The sequence below is a fragment of the Acidobacteriota bacterium genome (genome assembly GCA_040752675.1).
In the GTDB taxonomy this organism is placed as follows: Bacteria; Acidobacteriota; Polarisedimenticolia; order JBFMGF01; family JBFMGF01; genus JBFMGF01.
In genome coordinates this window covers 1-3,955 of sequence record JBFMGF010000058.1, presented here as the reverse complement: position 1 = coordinate 3,955, position 3,955 = coordinate 1, and the positions used below count along the sequence as shown (strand labels likewise).

Below are 3,955 nucleotides of genomic sequence, written 5' to 3'. Positions count from 1 at the left end.
ATTGGGCAATCAAAACCACGATATCGAAGCAGCAAGAGAAGCATGGGATTTCTTAAGTCAGCATACATTGAGCGGCTCAGGAGTTGTGGATCCGGGAATTGCCTTCCATCTGCAAGTTCGCAAAAATAAATGCCGTCCAGCGGAAAAACGAAATTCTTATCCTGGTCACCCGCGTTGAATTTCCGTAATCTCTGGGAGCCCATGGTGAAATAGAGGATCCTCGAAAGTTCTTACGGTGACAGGCCGTATTTCGATGCGAGCTCCTTGTTCAGCATGATTTTCACTTCGCTCTTCCCGGAGACGATAGAGCTTCTGACATCTTCCATACCATCAATGCGGGATATCATTCTGACCGCTTCGTCTGCCAGCACTGCGAGGAACTCCGTATCATCACCGTAGAGATGAATGCTGACCCTCTCGATCGGGCTTTCGCTGTCATCATCGTCATTCCAGAATCCGATCTTCGCTCCTGGTAGAACCGGATGCTCTTTCCTGATGGTATCGCGTATATTTTTCACCTGTTCTTCCGATAGATCGTTCCTGCTGAACGTAATAACGCTTCCTGCATCATTGTCCGAAAAGTAGCTATAGACAGACTCTATGAAAAACTCGTCCTGATGCTCGAAGAGGTAATCCTCCATGATGCTCACATATTCTTCCACCTGAGATTTGTAGAAATAGTCAAAGAACTCGTAGCGCATCCCGAGCCTGTCCTGCTCTATCCCGCCGGAGAAAGGCCTGGCATCCACCCATCCTGCAAGGAACGGAAGAAGCCCGAAAGCAAAAACCCCGATGATGATGAACAACATCGCGACACGATGTCTCATCGTCCATTGAAGAGCGCCGATGTATCGATCCTGAAGGATACTGATGAACTGCGTCTCTTTCTTCACTTTCCTGGACAGGATTTTCGACGCCATGAGAGGGATGAGCGTGAGCGAAACAAAGAGCGAGCAGATGAGGGTAATCGCGATCGATATGCCGACCTCCTTGAGCCAGACGGACAGTTCATCCTTGCCTCCGACGATGAGCGGGAGGAAGACGATCAATGTCGTCATGGTCGCACAGGTGACCGCAATGCCAACCTCTTTCGCTCCGGAGATCGACGAACCGACCGGATCTCCTGTTGCGAGATACTTTCTGTAAATGGCTTCAAGGACGACGATCGCATTATCGACGAGCATCCCCACACCGAGCATTAATCCCATCATGGAGAGGATGTTGAAGCTCTTCCCCAGGACGAAAAGCACAACCGACGCCGTTACGAGCGAAAGGGGAATAGCGAGAGAAACGATCGCCGTTGCATCGATCCTTCGCAGGAAAAAATAGAGAACGAAGATGGCAAGGAATCCACCGATGATCCCGGCATTTCGAAGTCCGTTCAGGCTATCCATTATATCCTGCGCCTGATCGTTCCATATGAAAAGATCGATCCCCTCCAGAAGCGGATCCTTCCCGATATCGTCGTGGATCGCCTCAAGCACCTTCCGCGCGACATGGACGGTATTCGCCGATGATTCCTTGAATGCTTCAAGAGCCACGGCGTTCTGCCTGTTCAGGTGCCTGCCGAGCGTCAGAGCCGGCTCCTCGTAGGTGATCGTGGCGACATCCTTCAACTTCAAACCTCTCTCATTGACCTGGAAATTCTCGAGAAGCTCGAGAGCATCGAAATTGCCGAGAACTCGAACGTTGTGGTGGAATCTCTCCTCTGAAACCTTCCCGATACTCATCTGAGTATTCGCTCCCTGGAGCCTGCGCACGAGCTGCGTCACATCGACGCCATGCTCCTTTATCTTATCCAGGATGAGATAGATGTTGATGTCTTTCGCCTGAACGCCGTTCAACTCCACCTTGGCGACTCCGGGAATGGGCCGTATCTTGTTCGCGATCCTCTTGTCGAGGAGGTCGTAGTTTTTTGAAAGATCCACGCCGGGAGCAGAGATCCTTGCTTGAACGACCGGGATGTCGGTCGTGTTGAAATTGAATACATAGACATGCTCGACATCATCGGGCATCTCCCTTCTCGCAATGTCGAGCTTCTCATCGACCTGCACTCTCATCATATCGAGCTTCTTTCCCCAGTCGAACGTGAGCTGGAAGGAAGCAGAATCGGGCTCGGCTGTCGATCGTATCTTCTTCAACCCGCTCAGCGTCGAGAGCATCTCTTCGGCAGGTTTGATGATGTTCTTTTCGATGTAAACGGGGCTGGAATTCGGGTACGGGATCCATATCCACATCTCCGGCCAGTCGAGCGTCGGGAGGAACGCAAGCGGAATTCTGTAGATGGCGATCGCTCCCAGCAGGAGGAGAGAGACGTAGACCATGAACGTGGCAACCGGGCGTCTGACTGATAGCTGTGCAATCTTCATCTTTTTTCCAGATCAAGCCTTGCTTTCGAGTTCCGTCCCGACGCGCACCCGCTTACTCTCTTTCCCGGGAACCACGAGGACTCCTTTGCGGTCAACGACGGCATAGACGCACGGAATAACGATGAGCGTGAGGAATGCAGCAATCGCAAGCCTCCCGATGACCGTGATCGCCATCGGCGCTTTTATCTCCGCTCCCTCACCGAGGCCGACCACCATCGGTAGAAGCCCCAAGACGGTGGTGGCCGTCGTCATGAGAATCGGCCTCAACCTTACTTTTCCAGCTTCAACGATCGCTGAAAAACTTGTCCATGCCCGCTGCTCTTCGGAGCTGCCCGATGTAATCAACGAGAACGATGGCGTTGTTCACGACGATTCCGGACAGCATCACGATCCCGATCATGACGACGATATTGATGATATTCCCGGTAAGAGCGAGCGCGAGGACCAACCCGATCAACCCGAGCGGCACGGTAAAAATGATGATGAACGGATTCACGAAAGACTCGAACTGTGCCGCCATGACGAAATAGACGAGGAAAATTGCAAGGGTGAACGCGAACAGGAGCGATCTGTACGACTGGCGCATCTCCTGATTTTCCCTCGAGATCTGCGCCGTCACGTTCGCTGGCAAGGGGTAGCTTTTGAGCAGCTCATCGATCCTGCCCGCGACCGTACCCAGGTTGATGCCCGAGAGATTCGCAGTCACGACGGCAGCCCTTTTCTGGCCGATCCTCCGTATTTCATTCGGACCGGTCTCGACGTGAACATCAGCCACGGAGCTGAGCAGTATCGGAATGCCGTTGACGTTCGAAACGATCAGGTTCTTCACTTCATCGATCGTCGTCTCGGAAAGCGGATGCGTAAAGACTCGGACATCGATCTCCCGCTCGCCTTTATTCAACTGCGTCGCGACATCGCCTTTTATCTTCTGCCTGATAATGTTCGACAATGTCATCAGGTCGAGATTCCATTTCGAGAGCCTGTCCCTGTCAAAGATTATCTGGAGCTCCGGATTTCCCTTCTCGAAGCTCGATTTCACATCAACGATCCCGGGGAACTCGCCGATCCTGGCTGCAATGTCATGGGAGACCATCGCCACCTCATCGACATTGTTCCCGTAGACCTCGACAGGCGTTTTGAACGAGAATGTCGTCGGTCTTCCGAATTTGTATTCGACGTGTTCGTATCCTTCCAGAATCTGCCGTATAGAGCGTATGATCCACCGCTCTTCTTCTCTCTTCCCCCTGTTGCGTATCGCGCGACATTTATCTGTGCGATATTCTCTCCCTGTCCCGTCTCCGTCTCCGTCGTCAGCTGGAAAGCTCCTATCGAGCTGAAGCATGATTGAACACCGTCAAGAGCAGTGATCTTTTCTTCCATCGAACTGACGATCTGGTTCGTCATGGTCGGCGGCGTTCCCTAGGGAAGCTCGATTCTGAAATAGAATTCCCCCTGGGAGAGCGACGGGACGAGCTCGACTCCCAATTTACCCATGGCAAAAACCGACAGGGCAAAGAGAACGAATGCCCCAAGGATGACGGCATACCTGTATCGCAACGAAAACGACAGGAATCTTGGATAATTGT

3 protein-coding genes are annotated in these 3,955 nt (G+C 52.3%); all 3 read right to left on the bottom strand.

What is annotated here, in order from left to right; genetic code table 11:
* Window positions 1-230: 230 nt before the first annotated feature.
* Genes AB1756_05765 through AB1756_05755 form a run of 3 tightly spaced genes read right to left on the bottom strand, consistent with a single transcriptional unit; the run spans window position 231 to window position 3,711 of the window.
* A complete protein-coding gene (locus AB1756_05765; GenBank protein MEW5806834.1) occupies window positions 231-2,369 on the bottom strand; it encodes an efflux RND transporter permease subunit in 2,139 nt (712 codons plus the stop codon).
* A gap of 12 nt (window positions 2,370-2,381) precedes the next feature.
* Complete coding sequence (locus AB1756_05760; protein ID MEW5806833.1) at window positions 2,382-2,636, bottom strand: efflux RND transporter permease subunit; 255 nt, start codon at window positions 2,634-2,636, stop codon at window positions 2,382-2,384.
* 16 nt (window positions 2,637-2,652) lie between these two features.
* Window positions 2,653-3,711 (bottom strand): efflux RND transporter permease subunit, encoded by a 1,059-nt coding sequence (locus AB1756_05755; GenBank protein MEW5806832.1) that lies wholly within the window; start codon window positions 3,709-3,711, stop codon window positions 2,653-2,655.
* Window positions 3,712-3,955 lie beyond the last annotated feature (244 nt).